The organism is Rhodococcus sp. DN22 (assembly GCF_036669995.1).
In the GTDB taxonomy this organism is placed as follows: Bacteria; Actinomycetota; Actinomycetes; order Mycobacteriales; family Mycobacteriaceae; genus Rhodococcus_F; species Rhodococcus_F erythropolis.
The window spans coordinates 5,991,229-6,013,654 of record NZ_CP133326.1 but is presented as its reverse complement, the minus strand read 5'-3'; the positions used below and the strand labels follow the sequence as shown (position 1 = coordinate 6,013,654).

Genomic DNA, 22,426 nt, shown 5'->3' with positions numbered 1-22,426 from the left:
AGATGCTTTCTCACGCAGCCACCGATGAGTGTAAGAAGTCGGCACGCACGGATAACCGTAACCGATTAGGGCAGGCTAGCTTTATTCAATGGCCCTCCCGCCGTGATCGAGCGTGGGTCGAACCCCCCGTCTGTGCGCTTCCGAGGAGTCTTTCCGTGCCCCGAAACACCCGTCCGACAACGGCGTACTCAGTCACCTTGCGTGAACTCGAGGTACGTCGGGTGACAGACGTGACGCCGGGCATGCGGAGAGTGACGCTCACCGGAGCGCAGCTCGACACCTTCACAAACCCCGACGGCTTTGCCGAGCCCGCCTTCGTCAGCACCGGCTTCGACGACGACCTCCGATTGTTGTTCGCCTATCCTGGCGAAACCGATCCGGTCTTGCCGGTGATAGTCGACGGCACTGTGACTTTCGCAGCGGGACGCCGTCCACTTGCCCGCGCGTACACCGTGCGCCGTTACGATCCGCGAACAAGGGAACTCGACGTTGATTTCGTCGTTCACGGCGGTGGAGTTGCTACCACCTGGGCGCGCGACGCCGGCCCGGGCGACCGAATGCACATCGCGGGTCCCTCTGTATCGCAGGGACTCCCGGAAGATTGCGAGTATCTGCTCGTCGTCGGTGACGAGACGGCGCTACCTGCGATCGCACGTCTGCTCGAGGAATTGCCTGCCGATGCCAGGGGGCATGTGTTCGTCGAAATTGCGGACTCGGCTCACATTCAATCGGTGCGCGAGTTGCCCGGGGTGAGTGTCACGTGGTTGCCACGCGAGGGGGCGGAGCCCGGCACTACTTCTTTGTTGCTCGACGCGGTCAGTGCAGTCGAATGGCCTGACGGACGCGTATTCGCTTGGCTTGCAGGCGAACAGGCGACGATTCGCTCGCTTCGGCGTCATTTGATTCGTGATCGAGGAACTGCGAAGACCGACATCGATTTCACCGGCTACTGGAAACGCAGCGACACAGTGCGCACAGATTCCTGACCCGGCTCCATCGCTCGGTAAGACCGAAGCGCTCGATAACACCGAAAGGCAGAAATGACAGTCCTGCGCACCAGACGATCACGGATCATCGGACTGATCGGGGCCGCGCTCGCCGCAGCGCTCCTTGTGTCCGGGTGCTCGGCCTCGGCCGAAAACTCGAAAACGGCGTCCACTCCCGGTTCGGAGGGGAACGCCCTTCCCGCTGCGGAAGGAACGACTACTTACCCGCTGACCCTGGAATCGCCATATGGTACAAGTATTCTCGAGAAGCGCCCGGAGCGGGTTGCCGCAATCGTCCCCAATGCCGTCGACACGGAAATGCTCCTCGCGCTCGGCGTCAAACCCGTTCTCTCCTCGTCGATGGTCAAGGAGTCGGCTTCCCAGTCGTACTTGCTGCCTTACGGCGCAGAGGATCTCGACACCTTCGAGTTCGCGATGGGCGGCACACTTCCCGTCGAAGCGATCGCCGCGAGCGAACCTGACCTCATCGTCGCCGTCGGCTGGGCCGACGGCCTGGGTGGTTTGTCGATGGGCGATTACTACGAACGTTTGTCCTCCATCGCACCGGTGGTGACGAGCCCCGACACGAAGTCGCGGATGCTCGTGCCGTGGAAGGAATCGATCCGCGTACTCGGCGAGACACTCGACCTCTCGAAGGCAGCCGAAAAGATCGTGGCGGACCATGATCGGTATTTTGCGAAGGTGCGTCAGGAGAACCCTGAACTCACTGGCCTGACCGCAACCTGGGCGATCTTCTACGGAACCGGCAATGGGCTGCAGTACCTTTCAGCGCCCGATTCGGCTCCGGCAACTTTCTTGGGCGAGCTCGGTTTTGCCGAGAACCCGCGTGCACAGGAGTTCGTCACCCAAAGCACTGTCGGCGAGGAACTTCTCGAGAACATCGATGCGGACTTCCTGCTGATCGGCCGCAGTGCCGCCGGCAGCGAGGAGGATTTCGACAAGCTGACCGGCGGGAAGCTCTTCCAAGCGCTGGGAGCGGTGTCCTCCGGTCGTTGGGTCGCTCTGCCTCCTCGCACCGCCGACGGTGGCGACGTTCTGTGGGCAATCACGAGCGGTGGCCCGATCGGAACGATGTGGGCGGCTGAACATATCGTGCCGCTCATCAGCGCGAAGCTGTAGGCGTACAACTGGAGAACGGAAAGTCCTCACCCGTCGCCACACGATTGTGTGGCGACGGGTCGTTCGTACAGCAGGTGTCCCGGGTTTGAGGGTTGCCTATGGGACGAAGAAGGTTGCGAAACCCGGGGTGACAGGTCCGGCGGCAGGCAATATGGCGACGGCAACTTGCCCGGCTCCAGTCTGCAGGGTTGCCTCTCCCGGGGTTCCTTGGTTGTCGCCAGAAAGCCGACCGGTGCCGGAGGCTCCTGTCGAGAGGTTCATCCAGCGCACTTCCGTCGAAAGCATGCAACCCCACCGCTCGTCTTTGGCGCCGGTGATCGTCACCGTGCCAGGTTGTTCGCCGACTACCGCCACACAGTGGACAGGGGGTGCGTCGAAGCTGCCGTTTGGGTTCCCGAACGGCGCCGGGTTGATTTGGAACGGAACGGTGACCGCAGCGGAGGCAACGGCTGCGGGCGCGAGAACCGATACGGCCACTATGGATACGCAGGCAGATAGTCGGCGTACGAGATTCGTCACGGTAACCTCCGGTAATCGAAGACGGTGTGGTGCCCATGCTCTACCCGGAGCGCAATTACCGCAAGGGGATCCAGTTTTCGAGCCAGCGGCGGTTCATGAATCGCTGAGTGCGTGACCGTTTGTAGAATCGTTGTCCTGCAACGCGTATCGGTATACGAAGCCTGTATTGGGCGGTGAATAGCCCAATCGTGCTGGGCTCCACCGAAAGTACTAACTTTCCAGCCATCGGCCAGCCGGCTTGCGGTGTAGCTCGACAAAGCTGGTGTTGTTCGCAAGGCGGGCTGAACGATTTCTCAGGGAAGGCAATGGATATGGATGATGCGCTCGTTCCGCTCGAAGATGCACTCCCGCAGCTGTTCTCGCATCTTTCGCGGTTTCACGCTGGCGTGAGGAGTCTGCGGCGTGGGCAGCCAAGCCGCGTTTGGGGGTCGAGCCTCTAACTGTCGAATGATTGCGACAGCAGTGGATTTCGTTGGATAGAAGTGCGGAGACCAATCCTGTGGTGGTGGCTGCGGGTCTCGAAATCACGTTTCATCTACCAAACAAATGCTTGATCGCTAGAGTGTGTGCGACATCGAAAGCCCGACAAAGTTCGATTTCGAAGGAGTTCGTATGGTTGCACCTCAGGCTTATGTCGTCGATGCGCTCCGCACTCCGGTGGGTAAACGGCACGGCTCGCTCGCAGGAGAGCACCCAGCGGACATGGGGGCCCACGTGATCACATCGATTCTCGACCGCACTCGACTGGACCCGATGGCCGTCGACGATGTGATCTTCGGTTGTGTCGACGCTATCGGGCCGCAATCGGGCAACATTGCCCGCACTGCCTGGCTTTCAGCAGGCCTACCGTTGGACATCCCAGGAACGACAGTCGACAGACAATGCGGATCTTCACAGCAAGCCGTCCACTTCGCAGCGCAAGCGGTCATGAGCGGGACCCAAGATGTGGTGCTTGTCGGCGGTGTGCAGAACATGTCCTCGATTCCTATCTCGGCGGCGATGCGTGCCGGCAACGAGTACGGATTCGACACGCCCTTCAGCAAGTCCCGGGGGTGGGCAGCACGATTCGGCGAGGCCGAAATCTCACAGTTCGTCGGCGCCGACCTGATTGCCAAGAAATGGGGTATCAGCCGTGAAGACATGGAGGAGTGGGCACTGCAATCGCATCAGCGTGCCCGTGCTGCCATCACAGACGGCCGATTCGAGCGTGAGACAGTGTCATTGGGCCAATGCGTCGTTGACGAATGCCCACGAGAGACATCCATGGAGCAGATGGCTGCACTGCCCGCATTGAGGGATGGCTCGTTGCTGACGGCTGCTGTGGCTTCGCAGATCTGTGACGGCGCATCAGCGGCCCTGATTGTCTCCGAGAAGGCGCTCGAGGTTCATGGATTGAAGCCACGTGCGCGCATTCATCATATGAGCGTGCGCGGCGACGATCCGATGCTGCAGCTCTCGGCGCCGATACCCGCGACGAAGTATGCACTGGCGAAATCCGGCATGGCGATCGGCCAGATGGATACCGTAGAAATGAACGAGGCATTCGCTTCGGTAGTTCTGAGCTGGTTGATCGAGACGGGTGCAGATCCCTCCCGGGTCAATCCCAACGGTGGTGGAATCGCATTGGGCCACCCTCTTGGGGCCACTGGCACCAAGTTGTTCGCCACGATGTTGCACGAGTTGGACCGCATTGATGGACGGTACGGACTCCAAACCATGTGTGAGGGTGGCGGGACCGCGAACGTCACCATCATCGAGCGGCTGAGCTGAGCTCGAGAAATTGGGCGGCATGGAAGACCTTCTGTTGTAGCGCTTTGTCGGGTGCAACGCGCCCAACAGGGGTGCCGTGGCGCGGTGTGCGACGATCCGAGTGTGGGAGAACAGGCGGATCGTCTTGCTCGTGGTGAGTGGTATCTCGATGATGACGAGCTGAGGCAGCGGCGGCTGGAGTGTTGGCGTCGACTCGACTCGTTCAATGGGGCTGCGGCGGACGACGACGCTGTCCGCTCACGGGCTCTCGCCAGCCTTTTTGGTGAGGTAGGTGACGGAGCTTTGGTGGTGCCGCGGTTCCAATGCAGCTACGGACACAACATTCGGCTCGGAGCCAACGCATTCGTCAACGCGAACGGGTTCTTCATGGATGATGCGCTGATCACGATCGGCGCGGACGTGAGGATCGGGCCTGGAGCCCAGCTGATGACAGCGTTGCACCCTGTCGATGATCATCGACGGCGCCGCGAGGGATGGGAGCGGGCTGCTCCGATCGTCATCGGTGAGAACACGTGGCTCGGCGCCTCAGTCACTGTCGGTGCAGGAGTTTCGATCGGTCACAACGCCGTGATCGGCGCGGGAAGTGTGGTCTTGCATGACATTCCTGATCACGTCGTTGCTGCTGGATCGCCGGCAAGGGTTATCCGTCGGACACCTGCCGAAGTTGAGGGACTGCAACGCGAGCACTAGGGCATGCGATGTCAGAGGGTGATCGTGCGGGTGGGCTCCCAGATGGCGGGGTCGCGGTGGGTGACGACGAAGACGGTGGCCGCCAATTCCCGCACGGCGCCGGCGATACGGCGCTCGGTGGCCTCGTCGAGGGCCGAGGTGGCTTCGTCGAGAACCAGGACGGGAGCGTCTTTGAGGAAGGCGCGAGCGATCGCCACCCGCTGACGTTCGCCACCGGAGAGAGCGGCACCCTGGTGTCCGATGTCCTGATGAATGCCGAGCGTCGAGCGGTCGAGAACGGCGCCGAGGGCAGCGCGCCTGGCGGCGTCCTCGATCTCGGTTTCGGTAGCGCCCGGTCTCCCCAGTCCGATGTTCTCGCCGAGGGTGCCCGAGAACACGAGTGGGTCCTGCGGCACGTAGCCGATATGTGCCGCCAGAGCGTCGTAGGGCAAGTCGCGCAATGAAACTCCGCCCAGAGTGACGCTGCCTTCGTCCGGGTCGTCGAAGCGCATGAGCAGCCCGAGAAGGGTGCTCTTCCCCGTACCTGAGCGCCCTGCGACGAGAACACGCTCCCCGGCGGGGATCTCCGCGTTGATACCGCGCAGAACCGGAGCGTGGTCCACTCCTACGACCTTGATGCCAGTTCCAACAGGGCGCGCGGCGTCCTGGGACGCGGGCTCGGGTAGTGCGGGAGCCGAAGTCGCGGCCCGATAATCGCGAACCGTTGCACGCAGTTCATTGACTCCGATTCCGGCCAGAGCGAGTTCGTCGAGCGGCGCAGCGGCGCGAGCGGTGAGGATGACGAGCGCGAGAGCGGCTGCGGGATCGTCGAATCCGGTGGCGGCGAGGAAAATCACTGCACCTGCCAGCGGCACAATGGTGGCGATCGCCGAGATGAATGTCGCTGGTGCCGCGGCGAGATTTGTCCGTGCAAGCGCGGCTTCCTGATTCCGCCAGCTTCGCTCGATTCGTTCGACGGAACGTGTGGGACCGGCTGCCGTACGCAGTAATTCGAGGTGGTCGGTGAGCTCGAGCGTCGACTGAGTTGCTGCGAGCTCGGCTTCGTGTCGACGCTCGTCCGCTCGGCTGAGCGCACGTTGGGCCAGCGTCTGAGCGACGAGCGACACGGCGAGCAGTCCACCGACGAGCAGCATGACACCTGGCCCCGCGACGACCGCGATCCCAGGAAGCAGGAGCAGCGGGATCAGCGGTGCAACCAGGAAGGTCTGAAGTTGGTGCGCGGGAACACTCATCAGCGACGGGATTCCGCGCCCGGCGACGGTGGCGAGCAGTGCCCGGTTGTCGTCGGTGAACCAGGACAGTTTCGCACGGGCGAAGGCATCGCCGAGAGCGTCGTAGAGATCGCCGACGAGTCGAGCCCCGGTGAAGTAACCGCCCCGCGAGACCAGGACGGTCACGAAGAGAGCAATGGTGGCCGTGGCCAGGACGAGAACCGGCGACCGGTGATCAGCGATCGAGAGCGCGAGGGTGGTGTACGCGATCGCTTCGAGGACAGCGACGGACACCCAACCGAGTCCGATGGTGATCAAGCGTCGTCGGACTGCATTGGCGCTGTTCATTATTCGGCTCCAGTCAGGGCTGCATTGTGCGACGCGGCGTCGTTCACGTTTCGACCGCCGAGGTCGAGTCGATCGTCGGCATCGTCTGCAAGAGCGGGGTCGTGGGTGACGATCACGACCGTCTTTCCTTCGTCGTGCGCGAGGTACCGCAATTCTTTCAGCAGTTCTGCCGCTGTCCGATCGTCGAGTGCACTGGTCGGCTCGTCGAGCAGCAGTACTGCTGCGGGCGAGAGGAACACCCGAGCGATCCCGACTCGCTGACGTTCTCCGCCGGAGAGTGAAGCTGCGTGGGCGTCGAGGCTGACGTCGATCTGTGCCCGGCGTAGTGCGGCGGTGTATTCCGCGTCCGTTGCATCGGGGGCGGCCAGCGCGATGTTCTCGCGCACCGTGGCAGGTAACACGTCTGCGCCCTGGGGTGTGAGCAGAACGGACGGTGGCCGCAGGTTCTCGTCGATCGCGGTGATGCTACGACCTGCGTAGCGGACGGTACCCAGTTCCGGGATCTCGAAGCCGGCCAATGCTTTCAGGAGCGTCGACTTGCCCGCTCCACTCGGTCCCGTGATCGCAGTGATCGCGGCTGGGCGGAATGCATGCGTGACGCCGTCGACGACTCTGCGGTCCGTGATCGTGACAGTCAGGTCGACGATCTCCAGGTGGTCGGAGGGACTCGCCGCCGGAACGGTGAGTGCTTCACCGGCAGGGAGAGTGGGTTCGTTCAGGGCAGTGGCGAGCCGGACCGCAGCAGAGCGTCCAGCCGCGACGTAGTCGAGGCCGTGCCCGAGTCGCAGGGCCGGTGTCACGATTGCGAGGCTGAAGAGAATGGTGGCGGCCAACGTCGTTGCATCCCAGTGAAATCCGACGGCATAGGCGATCGCGAACGTCGCTGTCGCCTGCATGAGGGCAACGGCGACGGCCGCAGGGGTAGCCACGAGTCGAACGCGCTCCTGCATTCCCCGGGTGAACCGTGCTGTCGATTCTGCATAGTCGGCGGCAGCGCCGGTCTGCGCGCCGTAGATCCGGCAGACGCGGATGCCGCGGGCATAGTCGTCCACGGCAGTCACGATGTCGCCCATGACATCTGCACTTTCGGCGCTGTGCCGAGCGGCCATTCGGGGGATCACGACCAGGTAGAACAGAGCTGCCACGATGCCGGGAGCCAGAGCGAGAAGCGCCACGGGGCCGGCTGAGGCAACCAACGCCGCGATCGTGACCGCGGGGACCACGATGAGTGTGGCGAACTCGGCCGGTAGGTGCGCAGTCATATGGTGCAGCGCCGAGATGTCGTCCGAAACGAGCCTCCTCAGCGCGTCTCCGCTGTAGCGGGACAGCGTGCTTGCCGGTAGGCGAACGAGGTGGGCTGCGAGTTGGCGGCGAACCCTTGCCTCGAAAAGCGATTCCGCGTGGTGCGAGAGCCACGACGATGTGGCAGCGAGCGCGACGCCCACGAGCCATAGCGCACATGCCCACCCGGCCCAGCTCATCGACGGTTCACCGATGAGTTGCACGACGCACCAGAGCGCCCCGAGCATCGCGACCCCCGACGCTGCGGCCGCGACGACCCCGGCAGCCAATGCAGGCAGCGCCGGGCGCAAGGCCGGGACCAGCGACGGTTCGACGAGAGGGCGGGGCATGGATAACTCCTTGAATCAGCGTCAGAGTGCAGGCACGACAAATGACCGAGACCTAAGGTTAGGGGTCGATGGCTCCATGTGGTTATCGCCGTACGCCGATTTCTTACACTTGCCCAGCATCCGTCGGTGTCAGGATGCGGCCGAGATGGAACTCATGACGTCTTCCCACACGCCCATGACTGCGGGTTCGGTTGGACCCGTTTGGGTGAAGACTGCCACGCATTTGCGGCGGAAGTCGTACATCTCGATCGAGCTGGTCAGGCCGTGAACGCCGTGGGTGCGGGTCAGCCAGCACTCCGAGACACCATTCAGGTCGATCATCGTCCGGCAGGTGTCCGAGGCTAGAGTCAATGTCCCGCCGAACATGGCTGCGGCGTCGAGGTCACCACGGTGGATCTGCAGGCATCCGTTCCCGGCGACGACGGTCGTGACGGGCAGTTGGTGGTAGGACAGGTGCTCCATCCCGGCAGCCATGAGGTGAGGATCGACTCGCCGGTAACCGAGGGCGCCCAGAGCGACCAGGCCGCTACGACGTTCGCTGCCGCCGTCCGCGAGGATGAAGTCGAGCTGTGTCAGCTGATCGGCTTCGGCCCAGAATGCGGGCGTATTCGATGTCTGGATGGGAGGGCTTGTTTCCCTCGCAGTGCTCGGCGCAGTTCGCATCGCTTCGAAGGCGAGACGATCCGAGGCCGGGGTCAAATACGTGGTGTGTGAACTTGATCCGTGGATGTCGAACATGCGGAGCGTCGGCGGTAGGTGCTGCTCTGCGTCAGTGGTCACCACCGAGCCGAGGGAGGCAACGTTCAAACGTAGAGCGACGAGCCCGGGCGCGCAGACCAACGGATCGCCGGGAACTGTCGGAACGGAGTACTTGCCCGAGTCGTTGACAGCCACCGGGCCTGCGACGGTGATTGCTACCGTGTCGTCCAAGAGCGGCAACATTTTGCCGACTACGTCAGGTGCGGTGTCGATCAGTCCACCACGGAACCCCGGACGCGCAAGCAGTGCGTCCAGGTCCGACATGCGTGCCAAAGCTGCGCAACGACATTCGCCACGGTGCGGGCACATCTCAGTAGACATCCCTTAGGTACCGCTTCGATCGTTTGAGGTTGTTGACGTAATCCTCGGCGGCGTCCGCATCCAACCCACCGTGCTCGGCGACGACCTCGTGCAATGCGTCGTCGACGTCCTTTGCCATCCGAGTGGCGTCGCCGCAGACGTACACGTGCGCACCGTTTTCGAGCCAGTCGAACAAGTCTCGGCCCTGCTCGCGCATACGAGTCTGGACGTAGATCTTCTCGGACTGATCGCGCGAGAAGGCCAGATCGAGGCGAGTCAGGACACCGTCACGGGTCAGCCCGTTCAACTCGTCCTCGTAGATGAAGTCGCTCGACTGATGCTGATCGCCGAAGAAGAGCCAATTCTGCCCCGACGCGTTGCGCGCGCGACGCTCGTGCAGGAAAGCGCGGAAGGGTGCGATACCGGTGCCGGGTCCGATCATCACGACGGGAGTAGTGTCATCGGCAGGTAGGCGGAACGAATTGTTCTTGGAGACAAAAACTCCGACCCGATCTCCCTCGCCGACGCGGTCCGCCAGGTACGTCGAGCAGACGCCGCCGCGGTCCCGCTCGCCCGAGCGGTAGCGCACACTCGCTACCGTCAGATGCACGGTGCCGTCGTGGGCCAGCGGGCTGGAGGAGATCGAATAGACCCGATGTTGCAGCGGGCGCAGAAGTGCAAGCAGATCTTCGGGATTCAATCGAATGCTGTTGTCCAACTGCAGGAGATCGAGAACGTCCTTGCCCCACAGCCACGCATCGAGCGCTTCCCGATCTTCCGTGTCGAGAATGTGCTGCAGTTCGGCGTCGCCGCTGCGTCGGGCGATGTCTTCGATCAAATCGCGCGAGGGAATCGAGATCTCGTAGTCGCTGGTCAACACCTGGTCCAACGGTGCGGACGAGCCGTCTTTCGCGGTAACCACGTAATCGCCGCTGACACCGAGCTGATGGATGATCGCCTCGACGAGGGCGGGGTCGTTGATCGGGCGGATGCCCAATCCATCTCCGGCCTCGTAGTCCAGACCGTCCTCGCCGAGCGCAAAGGTGAAGTGGCGGACTTCCTTGGCTGAGTCCTCGCCGGACAACAGCCGGTTGGCGAGGACGGTTGCAGGATAGGGGTTCTTGCGAGTCCACTGGGACTTGGTCTTCGTCTGAGCGGGCGCAACCGGCGAGGCAGCGGCCCCCGCATCACCGTCGACACCGGCCACCGCAGCGACGGCCCGAACGATCCACTCGGCCGCCGGATCCTCGTAGTCGACGTCGCAATCGGTGCGGTCGACAACCCGGGTCCCGCCGAGCGCTTCGAAGCGGGCGTCGATGTTCTTTCCCGACTGGCAGTACCCGTCGTAGCTGGTGTCACCGAGTGCGAGTACTCCGAAGTAGAGACCCTCCAGCCGGGGCGCACTCTCGGATTCGACTGCATCCCAGAACAGCTGCGCGTTGTCGGGCATCTCGCCCTCGCCGTAGGTGGAGGTGATGACGAGCACCCGGCGCATGGCGGAAAGTGCATTGATATCCACGGTGTCCAGACTCGCGACAAGTGGTTCGAGACCGTGGGCACGAGCAGCTGCGGCCGCGTCTTCGGCCACGGACTCCGCGTTGCCGGTCTGGCTTCCGTAGAGGATGTGCACTGCTGCGCCGGCAGTTCTCTCCACTGTCGCTGTTGCAGAACCGGTTTGACCGGGCATGACAGTTCGTGAGTGTAGACCGGCCAGGAATCCGGAAAGCCACGCGCGTTGGTCGCCGTTGAACGGTGCGTATTCGGGGATGTACGGGATTTCCATTTTGAAGCTCACCTACGTTCGGGGGAGGAGGTCAGGACACCAGGTCGGGGATCGTGCGCGAAGCGAACAGTTCGTCGAAGTTCGGCAGTGATCCGAGCTTGTCCCGATTCTTGTTGTCTTGAAACAGAATCCACCCGTACGTCGCCGGGCTGTCCATGGCCAACACGTTGCGCAGGCTCAGCGCCTGTTTGTAGTCGTCGACGCGCTTGGCTGCAATCAACGCAGCCAACTGTTCGTCGTCGTAGCCGGCGAGAATCTCTTTCGAGTACTTGACCAAGTGCTGGACGAGGGCGAAGTCCTCGGTCAGCACCAGGTTTCGGGCCGCCTTCTGCACTGCTGGATCGTCGGGTCCGGACGCACCCGGCGTGCGGGCGGCGGCGAGTTGTTGTGCGAAGTGAAGCACGGTGTACGCACTGAGCAGCGCATACATCGTCGCGGTATCGGTCTCGCCATAGGCGGGGACTGCTCCGTTCAGTGCGGGGCGCCCATCGCGCACTGCGAGTTTGAACGTGCGAACCTGACGTGCTGCGATGGCGGACGCCAATTCTTCGAGAAGCTCTTTGTGCGACTTCGCAGCCAGGATTGCATCGCTGTCCTGGTAAAGCATCAATGCCTTGGGCATGGCGTAGACGAACGAGTGCTGTTCGACTTCCCAGTTCTCGAGTAGTCGGGTTCCGAGCGCGGATCCCGTTGCTTCCACATGCAGTTCGAGCAGGAGTTGTACCGCGTGGTTGTGGACGGCGGCCAGAGGATCGGTCGCAGCGGTGATCGAACCCAGCAGTACGGAATCGGTACTTGCTCGCAGTGCCAGTTCGCCGCGAGGGTCGTACTGGTAGAAGAACCCGCCGCTCATGCCGTTGCCGACACCCTTGCCGAACTCGCCGAGATTCACGACAGCACCGTTGGTCATGTACTCGCCGGCGAAGTCTCCGACACCTTCTACGACAGCACTGGCGCCGGAGTTACGAACTGCGAAGCGATCGCCTGCTTCACCTTCGACGAACACTCGTCCACCGGTGGCGCCGAAGAGTGCGAAGTTGCCGATCAACACGTTTCCACCGGCGTCACTGGAGCCGCCGCCTGGGCTGCGCACGGCAATCACGCCGCCGCTCATGCTCTTTCCTACGCCGTCGTTACATGTCCCGGTGTGTTCCAGGTGCATGCCGTCGTTGCAGAATGCGCCGAACGACAGGCCCGCAGATCCGGTCGTCAGGACGCGCACGCTGCCCGGCGCCAGATACCGTCGCCCGCGCTCGTCGGTCAGTACTCCCGGAGCGAGAAGCCCGGCCGCTCCGTAGTTGAGTTCACGTTCGAGGTCGATCGCCAACTGACCACCGACGCTCTTGTTCCGGTTACCCAGGTGCAGTGCACCTTCGGCGAATTCAGGTCCGGACACGGCGACCGAGGCCTCGCCACGGTTGAAGAACACCGTGCGAACCTCGTCCATGATCTTCTCGTCGAGCGCGTACTCACGTTCGAGGTACACAGGATTGTCGATGGTGATGTTCGGAGCGGTCTCGAACATCGCGTCCAGTTTCAGATTGCCGACAATAGACGGGTGATCGAGCAGATGCAGGAGATCCGTTCGACCCCGCGCTTCCTGAAGGGACCGCATTCCCAGATTCGCGAGCAGTTCCCGAGTTTCGTGAGCGATGTTGAGAAGGTACTGCGCCATCGCGCGGGGATCGCCGTCGAACAGTTCCGGGTTGGTGGTCAGACCGGCGGGGCACTTGATGTTGCAGTTCTTGGCCATGACGCAGCCCATCATCATCAGCGCCGACGTACCGAACTCGAAGCTGTCTGCGCCGAGTAGGGCGGAAGTGATGATGTCGCTGCCGGTCTGATGCGCGCCCGAGCATCGCAGAACGACTTTCTGGCGAAGGCCGTTGGCACACAGAGCTTGATGGACCTCGGCGATACCGACCTCGGCCGCACGGCCCGCGTACTTGAGGCTGGTCACCGAAGCGGCGCCGGTGCCACCGGTATTTCCGGCGACGTTGATGACGTCGGCGCCGGCCTTGGCGACACCGACGGCGATGGTGCCGATTCCTTCCGAGGACACCAACTTCACGATCACCCGAATGCGAGCTGCCTTGCAGTCGTGGATGAGCTGAGCGAGGTCCTCGATGGAGTACGTGTCGTGGTGAGGCGGCGGCGAAACCAGTTCGACGCCGGGCGTTCCGCCGCGGGCGGCAGCGATGTCGACGGTGACCTTGGCGGCCGGAAGCTGCCCGCCCTCACCGGGTTTTGCGCCTTGGCCGAGTTTGATCTCGATCTCTTCGAGCATCGGATCGGCGAGGTAGCCCGCCCAGATTCCGAAGCGTCCGGATGCAAACTGCTTGATGCGCGATGCACGAATCGTGTTGTAGCGCGAAAGGTGTTCGCCGCCTTCGCCGCTGTTGGACATCGCACCGACCATGTTCGTGCCGTGCGCGACGGCTTCGTGCGCCGGAGCGTTCAGTGCGCCATGGCTCATGGCACCCGACGCTAACTTCGGGGTGATGTCGCTTGCACTCTGTACCTCGGAGAGAGGTACACCTGCCGGTGCGACCCTCAGCTTGGAAAGGAACTCTGCCGCAATACCGGTTGCATTCAGCACCAGATCCGGGTCGGTGGCCTCGATGGTGACGTCGTCGGCAAAGGCGACGGAAAGAGCATCGCCGAGTGCTACCACCCGAGCGGTGTCGTCGGCCAGTGGACCGTCCAGGCTAAGTGTGTACCGGCCGTCCGCGGCAGATTCACACCGGATTCCACGCATCACGATCGTCTTATTGCCGCGCACCGAGAATCGGCAGATCTGGTCGGTGAACTCGGCTGTCGTCACCGCAAATGTGACATCACCGGGCACGGAGATGACATCGCGCAACGCGGCGGGACGACTCGATCGTTCCGCAGCCATCACAGTGGAAAAGTCCCGGTACCCGGCGGTGATGTCGAAGTCGTCGATCTGCTCGGTGGCCAACCGGTCGAAGCTCGTCGCCCGGTATGCCCCGGCGTCGAGGCGGAAGGCATCGTCGAGCCGTCCGAGCGGCAGTAGACGTAGAGCCTCGAATTGTTCTGTTCCGGAGGGACTGTCGAACGCGATCTTCTCTTCGGTGAGTTCGACGTACTTACGGACCGCGGTGGTACCGAACGAATGCCCTGCGCCGTCTGCACGCTCCTTGAACAGGCCGAGCAGTGGCAGATCCTTCTCGCCCCCGACTGCGCTCGCACGCTCGTGCCACTGCTTCGAGGTCACCGCGACGGTGTCGAAACCGACGCCACCCACCGGTGACTTCATGTTGGGGAACCACTGGCGCAGAACAGGGTCGGACGTATCGAGGAAGTTGGGTTCGAAAAATTCTCCGCCGATGTAGCTCTCGACGGTGCACAGACCGACGCGTCCCATCGTCTTCATCAGGGACTTCTCGGCGGCCTTCGCGAAGCGTCGGAACGCGGCATCCGGGTCAGCGGCGAACTTCTCCTCGGCTCGCAACTGAACGGACAGCGGGTAGACGGCGGAAGCGCCGAAACCGAGTGCGGCCGCAACGTGGTGTGAGGACTCGATCTGGCCGCTCTCCACGATGAGAGAGACGCGCAATCGCAGGCCCGCGTCGATGAGGCGTTGGTTCAATGCTCCGACGACCATGATCGCGGGAAGTGTTGCGCGCTCGTGAGATACGTGGCGGTCGGTCAGGACTGCGATTCCGCCCTGTTCGGCCGCGAAGGCTACAACAGCGTCGCCGAGCGCGGTCATCGCGTCGACCATTGCCTGCGCGTCACCCTCGGCGGGGTAGAGCATTTCGAAGCGGCGGTGCGGAGTGTGGTTCTGTTCGCGGATCTTGAGCATGTCCAGGTGCCCGAGGATCGGCGAGGCGATGACGATCTGCTTGCCCTGTCCGGGGGACATCTTCGCACCCAATGCGACCCGGAGGGTCATACCGTCCGCTTCACGGATGCTGTCGAGCGGAGGGTTGGTGACCTGGGCGAATCGCTGTGAAAAGTAACGTGCCACACCGCCTTCGCGGTCGCTGAATGCGTTGATGGCGTTGCCGTAACCCATGGCGGAGACCTTTTCGGCTCCGTGCGTGAGCATCGGATCCATCAGGAATTTGAAACTTTCCTGATCCAGGGAGTACGCCATGTAGCGCTGATGTATCTCGAAGGTGCCATTGTAACGGGTCGGGGAGCTGACTTTCTCCGCTGGCACGGCGGGAATGTCTTCGATCAGGATTCGCGATTGCTCCAGCAACGACTGGTAGTCGCGCTGAGCGGCAATCTTTTCCAGAGCTTCGCGGGCAGCGTAGGTATGGCGATCGCGATGATCGAAGTACAACATTCCGCCGGCCTCGACGCGGCCACGGTGAATCACCGTCTCGGGTGCGAACGCGATCTGTCCGGCTTCGGAGAATGCGCACACGTAGTCGTGTGTCTCGATCGTGCGTAGTGGACGCAGACCGAGGCGATCCAGGCGCGCACCGATGATGGTGCCGTCGCCGAACACCAGCGCTGCCGGTCCGTCGTTCTTCTCCTCGTACAGCGAGAAGTACTCGAACATCGCACGCACTGCGGGGGAGAGAGTGGTGTCGTTTTCCCAGGCCGGCGGCATCATCGAGACCACAGCCGTCACCAGGTCGACACTGTCCTCGATGACGCGTGCTTCCAGGGTCTGATCGAGTCGGCAACTGTCGGACTGGCCGGGCGGACGGACGATCGCACGTCGTTTTGCACTGGCGACAGCAGCTTCGGAGAGCCGATTCTTCTTGTCCGTGTTCAGTTCTCCGTTGTGAGCCATGAACCGGAACGGCTGCGCCATCGTGGGATGCGGGTCCGTGTTGGTCGAGAACCGCGTATGGAAGTACATCGTGTGCACGGCGTGATCGGGGTCGACCAGGTCGCGGAAGTACGGGATCACTTCGTCGGAGTTCAAGCGACCCTTGAGAACCTGAGTTCGCGCGCTGAGCGAGAGTGGGTACAACCCGCGTAGTGCAGGGGTGTTGTACGCGATGACTTCGATGGCGAGCAGAGCTTCGTGTACGAGGCGATCGACTACCGCAGGCTCGGGACGCGGAGTGGGGACCTCGAAAATCCACTGCCGGATCGGAAGCTGATGCGCGATGGCTGCCGGCCGAATCGCCGAGTTGTCGACCGGGACGTCGCGCACTGCGAGAGTGCTGAAACCGCGATCGAGAAGTTCACGTTCGACCAGGGCGGCAGCGCGAGCGTGCTGGGCGTCGTCGTCCGGAAGGAAGAAGTTGCCGACGCAGAAGCGTCCGGCGCGAAGGTCGGAGCGCCCGGTTACCTTGCGGAAGAACCGGAGGGAGAGGTTCACCGAGACGCCGCCGCCGTCGCCGACGCCCTCGGAGGACATACCGCCGCGGTGCGGAACCGAGCAGAGCGCTTCGCGGCCCTTGATCAGGACATCGTGGGTCTGCACGCCGTCCTTGCGCGTGATGAACCCGACCCCGCAACTGCTCTTGTCATCTGCGGGGTCGTACAAACCGACGATGGACGTGCTCACTGCAGCAACCTTCTCCCTGTCCTGGTTGCCCGGAGATTGTTCGACCGGGCAGATACGACGGCATGTATTCCGTCAGGGCAGGGCGTCGCTGCTTCGATGAAGCGGCACCCGAATGGGATCAGACTACTGAGTAGAGGCTTACCTTAGTCAAGTCTACTTGGTGTGACTTGGATCTGAGCAGGTCAGAGGGTTGCTTTGTAGGCAAGTGCGTAGGCGATCTTGCCCGGCTTGTCGTCTGTGTACGGCTTGGACAGCTTTGCGAACTCGCCCTTGGACTCGGCTTTGCCGTCGTTCCAGGCCGACAGGACGCCAAGATCGGTGGCAGTGAATCCGCTGTCGACGACGGCATCGCCCGTCAACGCTGTCTGTGCTTTGGTCACCGACTTCACGGTGCCCAGGTAGCTGGAGAGATCATCGCGATTCCAGTTGGTGGGGTCGACGGGCGCGGTGTCGCGGACCCAGGCGCCCCAGTAGAACTCCTGGAACGGAATCGTGCCTGCGGCGAATCCGATGTCGCGGGAGAAGTACATCAAGCTGCGGTACTTGTCGTCGGCGAAGTTGGCCAGGCCGACGCTCTTCGGCAGAGCCTGGACCGGTACCTGGTTTCCGTCGACGTCACGCGACCAGACCCACTTGTTCTTTTCCATCTCGGTCCAGAAGGCGCCTTCACTCAGGCCACTGAGGTTGCCGAGAACCCGCAGTCGCACGTGCAGGTCGGGGCCTCCGTCGGCCGTCTCGATGAAGGACGTGAGGGTGTGGTGACCGTCGGTCAGGTAGAGATCGCCGCGGGGTCCGACGACCACGGTCTTCATGGGCGCGATGCTCTCGGCGGTTTCCTGACCCACTGGAATCTGGCAGGTGAAGGACGACGGGTCCTTCAGCGTCGACGCCGCAGTAGCGGTCGCGGCCTGGATCTGACCGTTAGCCTCACACCAGTCGTCGAACTTCTTGTTGATCGTGTCTTTTCCGAGCGTGTATCGCCCGAGCTTGTAGTACACCTCGTCGTAGCCGAGTGACGGTTGTGTCGCGTGAACGTCGCCGATGCGCACGTCCAGGAGATCACCTTCCTTGGCGCACAGGTACTCCGATCCGCCGGCGGAGCCTGAGAACGAACCGGTGGAGATTCCGCCACACGCGAGGGGAGCGGCGACAGCGGGAGTGCTGACCAATGTTCCGGCGCCGAGCAGTGCCAGTGTTGTGAGTGCCGAGATGGCGGAACGACGCATGTGGGGATCTCTCCTGATGATGGGTTCGCACGTGAAGAAGCTTGCGTCACAATCGCTCAGGGTGTTTCGGACTTACTGACAACAGACATCCGCGCGGTGGCTACCACGTGAATTCACGTCGTAACCACCGCGCGGTGAGCCGGTTGGTTGATCAGCCCTACAGTTGATCAGCCTTGCAGTTGATCAGCCCTTGTAGTTGTAGAAGCCCTCGCCGACAGCAACGCCGAGCTTGCCCTCGTCGATGTAGTTCTTCTTGATGTAGTCGGCGAATTCGCGCTGCTTCTCGCCGCCCTGGGAGGAGATGTTGTAGACGGTGGTCAACCCGACGACGTCCATGATCTGGAAGGGGCCGAACGGGGCTCCGGTGCCGATACGCCACGTCTTGTCGACCATGTCGGGATCGGCGATGCCGTCGATCAGCAGGTCGGAGGCCGCGTTGAGGAGCGGGACCAGGAGCGAGTTGAGTACGTAGCCCGCCTTCTCCTTCTTGAGTTCGATCGGCACCATGCCGATGTTCTTCGCGAACTCGACGACCTCGCGGTACACGGCGGGGTCGGTGGACTCGGTGCCCATGACCTCGGCAGTGTTGTTGACCCACACGTGATTTGCGAAGTGCAGTGCGAGGAACTTCTCGGGGCGGCCGGTGAACTCCTTGAGATCGCTCGGCAGCAGCGTCGAGGAGTTGGTAGCGAACACCGTGTGCTCAGGAGCAACCGTGGCAAGCTTCTCGTAGGTGTCGCGCTTGATGGCGATGTCCTCGGGAATTGCCTCGATGACCAGGTCGGCCTTGGCGACGGCTTCGCCTAGATCGTACGAGTACGTAATACGTTGCAGCGCTTCGTCAGCCTTGCCTTCCTTGGCACCCTCGACGTTCTCGGCCTTGTAGGCCGCGGCCAACGAGTCGAACCGAGCCTTGGCCTTTTCGATGACCTCGGCGTTGATGTCGTACGCGACGACGTCGAAGCCGTGATAGGCGGTCTGATAGGCGATCTGTGAGCCGAGAACTCCGGTACCCAGAACGGTGATCTGCTTCAGTTCAGTCATTTTCGATCCTCAATCCTATTCGGTGGGTAGTCCGGCAAGCGTCAATCGGACTTGTGCGGCAACGATGTTCGTGAGTTCGTCAGCCGTGATCCGGTCCAATGCCGCGCGGGCTATTTCGAAGTGCAGCACGTTGGAAATCGTTCGCGCTGCAGTGGTGGTTCGGGTGGTGTGGTTGGGGTGTGCCTCGTGCAAGATTTGCGCAATCCGCGTTTGCAGGCGCTGCGAGAGTTCCAGGCCTTCGGCCCGGAAACACTCGCTGGGCTCACCGAACAACACCTCGCGTTGGTAGATGCCGGTGTTCTCGTCGTTTCGGCGACTTGCGATCAGCAGGGGTGAAACCAGCTCGAGCACACGATCTTCTGTGCCGGTCGACTTGGCTTCACGCTCTTCTCCCAATTCGATCTGCTTGCGGTATTCCGCGTTGTACACCATGAGCAGCAACTCGGCTTTGCTTGCGGCGTAACGAAAGAGAGTGCCGCCGGCTACATCGGCGCGGTCGGCAATTTCTTGAGTTGTGACTGCGCTGTAGCCCTTTTCCGCGAACAGTTCGGCAGCGGCGTCGAAGATGCGTGTCTGCTTCTCGAGTTTGTTGCGTTCGCGACGGCCCAGCTCTTGGTCCGGCTTCGTCATCCCGCTCACCTCGTTCCATTTCGGATCACGCTCATAAATGAGTCTACTCCGAAATATCGGGAGGGTGGAGTCTCCTCCGTCACATCACCGCAGTCCGCTGACCCAACCGGCGAACACGTCGGAGAACACGTCCGCTTCGCACGCATGCGCCGATTCGGGATAGGCGCACTCTGGGTATCCGGCGACGACGGCGGCAAGTTCGACGTTGCAACACTGCGCCAAGAGGCCACGCAGGAGATCCGCAACCGACCAACCCGCGACGGATACCGCAGGGATTCCCTCTTCCTCGTACACCTTCACCAGATCGGCGTGCCTCCAGGACAATTCCTCGGCCACCAGTGCATCAGGGTTGAAAGACATGGCGCGGTCGAGTGATCCGCGCAGAAGTGAGTGCGGATCGTCCTCGCCGCGAAGCCTGGTCGCGAGGTCCGCCGGCGCCTTCTGCATGACGAACATCCAAGGTTTGCCGTCGGGAAAGACTCCACCGAAGCCTGCCACGTTGAACGGTAGGTGGCTACTGAGAAAATCGGTCTCCACATCGACGTGTTGATCGTCGCCCAGATGAATGAAGTGGCCGGAGGCAATCTCCTCGCCCATTGCCGGCTCAGCCCATGTGTTGTTCCACAGATCGGTCATCCGACTGCCTTCGGGAAAATCGAGAACCTCGAAGAGAAAACCCATGTCTCTACAACTCCCCGTCGAAGTGGGTGGTTACTCCACCGGTCAGTCGAGAAACCGTCTGCGCCGAGGTCGCGAGGACGACTCGGCTTGTCTCGAAGGTCATCTCGTCGCGTTCGGTGTCCTCCGATTCGGGATCTTCGGCGAGTGAGAAGTCGAGTTCCACCTCTCGATCGGTGCTGGAACAGACCGAGATCATCAGCCCGAGTCGTTCGTCGGTGAACGCCGGAAGCGATTTCTCGGGATGGAAGTCTGCGGCCGCGTGAAAGAAGAACGCCGCCAGCCGTTCGACGAATCCGTCGTCCGTATGTCGGCTGAGATACTGATTGAAGCGGTCGGGGCTGAGCAGCCCGACGTCGAAAACGAGTGTGGGTACGTCGGATTCGAAGACAGTGGCGGGAACCGCATGACTGCGAAGGAAGACTGCGGCGCCGCCGTATCCCGGCAACCTGAACCCATCACGCATCTGGTGTACTCCCGTCGCAGTGGTGTCCTGTCCACGCTAGGCCATTGCTCGGCCGCGTGCTGCCTACTCGAGTAGGCAGCTTGATGGAAGAATCACCGCCTATGACTGCTGTCCTGTACCCGCCCGTCGAACCGTACGAGTCCGGTCTGTTGGAAGTGGCGGATGGTCAGAGTCTGTACTGGGAGACAGTCGGCAATCCGGCGGGCATTCCGGTTCTCTACCTCCACGGCGGTCCCGGTTCGGGATGCACTGTCGGCGCCAGGCGTTTCTTCGATCCCGAAGTCTTTCGCGCAGTTCTGTTCGATCAGCGAGGCTGTGGGCGCAGTCTTCCGCTAGCGAGCAGTCCGGACGTCGATCTGACCGTGAACACCACGGCGCACATTGTGGAAGACATCGAGCGTCTTCGTGAGCATCTCGGTATCGAGCGATGGATCGTGACGGGACTTTCCTGGGGCGTGAGTTTGGGTCTGGTGTACGCGCAGGCGTTTCCCGCGCGGGTGCAAGCGATGGCCCTGGGCGCGATCACCGGCGGGACGAGGGTCGAAATCGAGTGGATCACCCGTGCCATGGGCCGGGTATTTCCGCGTGAATGGGAAGAGTTCGTGGCGCCGTTGCCGGTGGACGAGCGTGACGGAAACCTTCCCGCGGCGTACGCGCGACTGCTTGCCGATCCGGATCCTGTTGTGCGCGAGAATGCCGCGTTGCAGTGGTGCCGTTGGGAAGACGTGCACGTGTCGCTGATGCCGGGGTGGACTCCGAGTGTTCGATACCAGAATCCGGACTTCCGCCGGGTGATGACCAGGCTGGTTACGCATTACTGGGGTAACGACTGCTTCCTGGCGCCGAATCAGATATTGGACGGAATGGACCGTCTCGCTGAGATTCCCGCGATTCTCGTGCACGGACGGTATGACATTTCCGGGCCACTCGACACTGCCTGGGCGATCCACCGGCGTTGGCCGGGTAGTGAGTTGGTGGTACTCGACGGCGCCGGGCATGGCGGCAGCGGATTCAACGAGGCAATCGTGGAAGCGCTGAATTCACTGGCTCATTCGGCCTGATCGAGTGCCCCGGCACGGGCCGCAGCCAGCGCGCCGGCAGCAGCACGATCGGCAACCGACTGGTCGACGGGTAGATCGGCGACCAGCAGGCGATAGTAGATGGGTGCGGCGACGGCCGCCAGAAGATCAGCGGCCGAGACCTTCTCGGAGATCTCCCCGCGCTCGACTGCTCGGCGGACGACGATGTCTGCCAGTTCGTAACGTGCGGAATAGAACTCGCGCTTGAGTCTCGCGACCTCGGGCGTGCGGACCGCGTCGGAGAACAGTGCAGCCACCAACGCGCCGCCCGACTCGCTGGTCACCAGTGCGACTATCGATCTGGCCATCTCGCGCAGGTCGGATTCGATGTAACCGGTATCCGGGATGGGGACGGTGGTTGCCGATACCTCGATCGCCGCGTCGGCCACCAACTGGGACAGCGTGCTCCACCGCCGGTAGATCGTGGTCTTGTGGACTCCGGAGCGGGCGGCTATGTCCTCGATAGTCATCGCCGCGAATCCGCGTTCGGACAATTCGGCCGCCGTGGCTGCCAGGACGGCCTCGCGCACCCTGGCACTACGCCCTCCGGGCCGTTGTGGTGTCGAAGTCATGAGCCAACCTTATCGCAACAAGGTGTTGTGTTAGCTGGAGGCACGTGGTTCACTGAGCTAATGCAACTGATCGTTGCATTAGAGATGAATTGAG

17 protein-coding genes are annotated in these 22,426 nt (G+C 62.4%); 5 read left to right on the top strand and 12 right to left on the bottom strand.

The window, feature by feature from the left end; genetic code table 11:
• Positions 1-155 precede the first annotated feature (155 nt).
• Both RA302_RS27745 and RA302_RS27740 read left to right on the top strand, forming a co-directional pair.
• The gene (locus tag RA302_RS27745) at positions 156-986 is read left to right on the top strand and encodes a siderophore-interacting protein (RefSeq protein ID WP_030536180.1); all 831 of its coding nucleotides are present in this window, start codon (positions 156-158) and stop codon (positions 984-986) included.
• Positions 987-1,040: 54 nt separating this feature from the next.
• The gene (locus RA302_RS27740) at positions 1,041-2,126 is read left to right on the top strand and encodes an ABC transporter substrate-binding protein (protein ID WP_030536179.1); all 1,086 of its coding nucleotides are present in this window, start codon (positions 1,041-1,043) and stop codon (positions 2,124-2,126) included.
• A 96-nt stretch (positions 2,127-2,222) separates the two neighbouring features.
• On the opposite strand, the gene RA302_RS27735 is transcribed toward RA302_RS27740, so the two are convergent.
• A complete protein-coding gene (locus RA302_RS27735) occupies positions 2,223-2,603 on the bottom strand; it encodes a hypothetical protein (protein ID WP_003943006.1) in 381 nt (126 codons plus the stop codon).
• 654 nt (positions 2,604-3,257) lie between these two features.
• Between RA302_RS27735 and RA302_RS27730 the strand changes: the two genes are divergently transcribed.
• Together RA302_RS27730 and RA302_RS27725 are read left to right on the top strand one after the other, a co-directional pair.
• A complete protein-coding gene (locus RA302_RS27730) occupies positions 3,258-4,415 on the top strand; it encodes an acetyl-CoA C-acetyltransferase (RefSeq protein ID WP_030536178.1) in 1,158 nt (385 codons plus the stop codon).
• A gap of 102 nt (positions 4,416-4,517) precedes the next feature.
• Complete coding sequence (locus RA302_RS27725; RefSeq protein WP_037126297.1) at positions 4,518-5,105, top strand: sugar O-acetyltransferase; 588 nt, start codon at positions 4,518-4,520, stop codon at positions 5,103-5,105.
• A gap of 11 nt (positions 5,106-5,116) precedes the next feature.
• Here the strand turns inward: RA302_RS27725 and RA302_RS27720 are convergent, their stop codons facing one another.
• From RA302_RS27720 to RA302_RS27675, 10 genes are all read right to left on the bottom strand, one after another.
• Positions 5,117-6,664 carry an ABC transporter ATP-binding protein gene (locus tag RA302_RS27720; RefSeq protein WP_030536176.1) on the bottom strand — a complete coding sequence of 516 codons (1,548 nt, stop codon included), beginning with the start codon at positions 6,662-6,664 and terminating at the stop codon, positions 5,117-5,119.
• Positions 6,664-8,295 carry an ABC transporter ATP-binding protein gene (locus RA302_RS27715; protein ID WP_030536175.1) on the bottom strand — a complete coding sequence of 544 codons (1,632 nt, stop codon included), beginning with the start codon at positions 8,293-8,295 and terminating at the stop codon, positions 6,664-6,666. Before RA302_RS27715 ends, RA302_RS27720 begins: the two co-directional genes overlap by 1 nt.
• 129 nt (positions 8,296-8,424) lie before the next feature.
• Complete coding sequence (locus RA302_RS27710) at positions 8,425-9,318, bottom strand: hypothetical protein (RefSeq protein WP_030536174.1); 894 nt, start codon at positions 9,316-9,318, stop codon at positions 8,425-8,427.
• A gap of 46 nt (positions 9,319-9,364) precedes the next feature.
• Positions 9,365-11,137: a sulfite reductase subunit alpha gene (locus tag RA302_RS27705; RefSeq protein WP_030536173.1), complete on the bottom strand. Its 1,773-nt coding sequence runs from the start codon at positions 11,135-11,137 to the stop codon at positions 9,365-9,367.
• Positions 11,138-11,168: 31 nt separating this feature from the next.
• Complete coding sequence (locus RA302_RS27700; RefSeq protein WP_030536172.1) at positions 11,169-16,637, bottom strand: glutamate synthase-related protein; 5,469 nt, start codon at positions 16,635-16,637, stop codon at positions 11,169-11,171.
• Positions 16,638-16,819: 182 nt separating this feature from the next.
• A complete protein-coding gene (locus RA302_RS27695) occupies positions 16,820-17,863 on the bottom strand; it encodes a ParB/Srx family N-terminal domain-containing protein (RefSeq protein WP_030536171.1) in 1,044 nt (347 codons plus the stop codon).
• 183 nt (positions 17,864-18,046) lie between these two features.
• On the bottom strand, positions 18,047-18,907 hold the full coding sequence (locus tag RA302_RS27690; RefSeq protein ID WP_030536170.1) for a 3-hydroxyacyl-CoA dehydrogenase: 861 nt from the start codon (positions 18,905-18,907) through the stop codon (positions 18,047-18,049).
• 15 nt (positions 18,908-18,922) lie between these two features.
• Positions 18,923-19,537: a TetR/AcrR family transcriptional regulator gene (locus tag RA302_RS27685; RefSeq protein ID WP_030536169.1), complete on the bottom strand. Its 615-nt coding sequence runs from the start codon at positions 19,535-19,537 to the stop codon at positions 18,923-18,925.
• Positions 19,538-19,621: 84 nt separating this feature from the next.
• Entirely contained in the window at positions 19,622-20,218 is a 597-nt protein-coding gene (locus RA302_RS27680) for a hypothetical protein (protein WP_007730333.1), read from the bottom strand.
• A gap of 4 nt (positions 20,219-20,222) precedes the next feature.
• A complete protein-coding gene (locus RA302_RS27675; protein WP_003942982.1) occupies positions 20,223-20,681 on the bottom strand; it encodes a hypothetical protein in 459 nt (152 codons plus the stop codon).
• A 101-nt stretch (positions 20,682-20,782) separates the two neighbouring features.
• Between RA302_RS27675 and pip the strand changes: the two genes are divergently transcribed.
• Complete coding sequence (gene pip / locus RA302_RS27670; RefSeq protein ID WP_007730337.1) at positions 20,783-21,742, top strand: prolyl aminopeptidase; 960 nt, start codon at positions 20,783-20,785, stop codon at positions 21,740-21,742.
• Here the strand turns inward: pip and RA302_RS27665 are convergent.
• On the bottom strand, positions 21,730-22,332 hold the full coding sequence (locus tag RA302_RS27665; protein WP_051720834.1) for a TetR/AcrR family transcriptional regulator: 603 nt from the start codon (positions 22,330-22,332) through the stop codon (positions 21,730-21,732). The two genes, pip and RA302_RS27665, sit on opposite strands and share 13 nt — an antisense overlap.
• Positions 22,333-22,426: the final 94 nt, after the last annotated feature.

What these genes read in the sequence shown, in the direction of transcription:
- RA302_RS27740 (WP_030536179.1), top strand. Translation starts at nt 1,041, where the DNA reads ATGACAGTCCTGCGCACCAGACGATCACGGATCATCGGACTGATCGGG.
- RA302_RS27730 (WP_030536178.1), top strand. Translation starts at nt 3,258, where the DNA reads ATGGTTGCACCTCAGGCTTATGTCGTCGATGCGCTCCGCACTCCGGTG.
- RA302_RS27720 (WP_030536176.1), bottom strand. Translation starts at nt 6,664, where the DNA reads ATGAACAGCGCCAATGCAGTCCGACGACGCTTGATCACCATCGGACTC.
- RA302_RS27715 (WP_030536175.1), bottom strand. Translation starts at nt 8,295, where the DNA reads ATGCCCCGCCCTCTCGTCGAACCGTCGCTGGTCCCGGCCTTGCGCCCG.
- RA302_RS27710 (WP_030536174.1), bottom strand. Translation starts at nt 9,318, where the DNA reads ATGTCGGACCTGGACGCACTGCTTGCGCGTCCGGGGTTCCGTGGTGGA.
- RA302_RS27705 (WP_030536173.1), bottom strand. Translation starts at nt 11,137, where the DNA reads ATGGAAATCCCGTACATCCCCGAATACGCACCGTTCAACGGCGACCAA.
- RA302_RS27695 (WP_030536171.1), bottom strand. Translation starts at nt 17,863, where the DNA reads ATGCGTCGTTCCGCCATCTCGGCACTCACAACACTGGCACTGCTCGGC.
- RA302_RS27690 (WP_030536170.1), bottom strand. Translation starts at nt 18,907, where the DNA reads ATGACTGAACTGAAGCAGATCACCGTTCTGGGTACCGGAGTTCTCGGC.
- RA302_RS27685 (WP_030536169.1), bottom strand. Translation starts at nt 19,537, where the DNA reads ATGACGAAGCCGGACCAAGAGCTGGGCCGTCGCGAACGCAACAAACTC.
- RA302_RS27680 (WP_007730333.1), bottom strand. Translation starts at nt 20,218, where the DNA reads ATGGGTTTTCTCTTCGAGGTTCTCGATTTTCCCGAAGGCAGTCGGATG.
- RA302_RS27675 (WP_003942982.1), bottom strand. Translation starts at nt 20,681, where the DNA reads ATGCGTGATGGGTTCAGGTTGCCGGGATACGGCGGCGCCGCAGTCTTC.
- pip (WP_007730337.1), top strand. Translation starts at nt 20,783, where the DNA reads ATGACTGCTGTCCTGTACCCGCCCGTCGAACCGTACGAGTCCGGTCTG.
- RA302_RS27665 (WP_051720834.1), bottom strand. Translation starts at nt 22,332, where the DNA reads ATGACTTCGACACCACAACGGCCCGGAGGGCGTAGTGCCAGGGTGCGC.